A 1084-nucleotide genomic window follows, 5' to 3' on the forward strand; every position below is an offset into this window, starting at 1 on the left:
TTCAGCCATTGGAACTGCAGGCGGCACAAGTGATCGTTCTCGTCGCCGGTCGCATAATGGTGTGGCTGAGGCTATAAAAATAAACCTAAAAAACCGGAATTTCCAGGTCGCAGAGCGTATATGCAAAAGAAATGATATCGAATATGAACATTCGGTTGTGGACCTGCGGCCCCCACAAGAGCAGGGAGAGCCAAACAATAGTGTAAGTATCATGTCGGAATATAGTAAAAGTGACAGTGAGTTCCATCACTTTGGGAAGTGTAATATAGATGGATCATTCACGTCTACGTTGACCTGGAATCTTGATTTCAACGACACCCGTGCCCCATTTGATGGCGCGGGGCCCAGAAATGGTGTTGGAATTACATTTGCAGCAGACAGAGTTAGACCCATAAGTTGGGATCTAGGTGACCGAACTAAACTTCGAAAGCGTGGCTCTGAAGGCGTAATTGGTGGGTTTAACGATCCAGACCTAGATGCCGGACTCTCACCGGATGTTCCAGATGAGTCCAAAAGGAAAGGAGAAATGAGTGTAACATATGAAAAGTTAGAATCTGAATCTTGCAATATTTATGGGACCTATACACACTCCTGGGAAGTATTGGATCAACCGGGTTCGATTAGTTATGGTCTCAGTGCAGGACCCATCTCAGTAAGCGCATCATCTCGGATAGATTATTGGAAGAAACGGAATGACATAACAATTTAATGTAAAATCTAATACAACTCAGTAATATCTCAATTTTGCTCGCTGTGCCTTCCAGAAACTACAACGCACCGATCAATGTTCCACTACTCAAGAGCGTTCACAGAATTATATCGCTGGCAGGGTGCGAAGGACCGACAATGGATAAAAAATATGTTGCATTGGAATTAATTTCGGGCAATGAGTACAGACACATTTACGTTTGCGACATATGGAATTAGCTTTGCCATTGGACTCGTTATGATAACATGGGGCTTTACTGGATTGCTATATGGAGATACGATTTTATATTCCCTCTTTTGTATTTTTATTGGATCTGTGATCGTATATACCGTTCTGATGCTTGGCATACAGAAGGCGGTACGTAACGACTCTGAA

Annotated in this window: 2 protein-coding genes; both read left to right on the top strand. The window is 43.1% G+C overall.

Translation table 11 applies throughout. The annotated features are described in order from the left end of the window. On the top strand, positions 1-709 hold a 709-nt coding region (locus tag HZR20_RS14315; RefSeq protein ID WP_220132804.1), incomplete at its 5' end, for a hypothetical protein. Between the two features lie 177 nt (positions 710-886). Further along, the coding region (locus tag HZR20_RS14375) for a hypothetical protein (RefSeq protein ID WP_220132805.1) at positions 887-1084 on the top strand (198 nt) is incomplete at its 3' end.

This window comes from Halorhabdus salina, from assembly GCF_013839425.1.
Taxonomy (GTDB): domain Archaea; phylum Halobacteriota; class Halobacteria; order Halobacteriales; family Haloarculaceae; genus Halorhabdus; species Halorhabdus salina.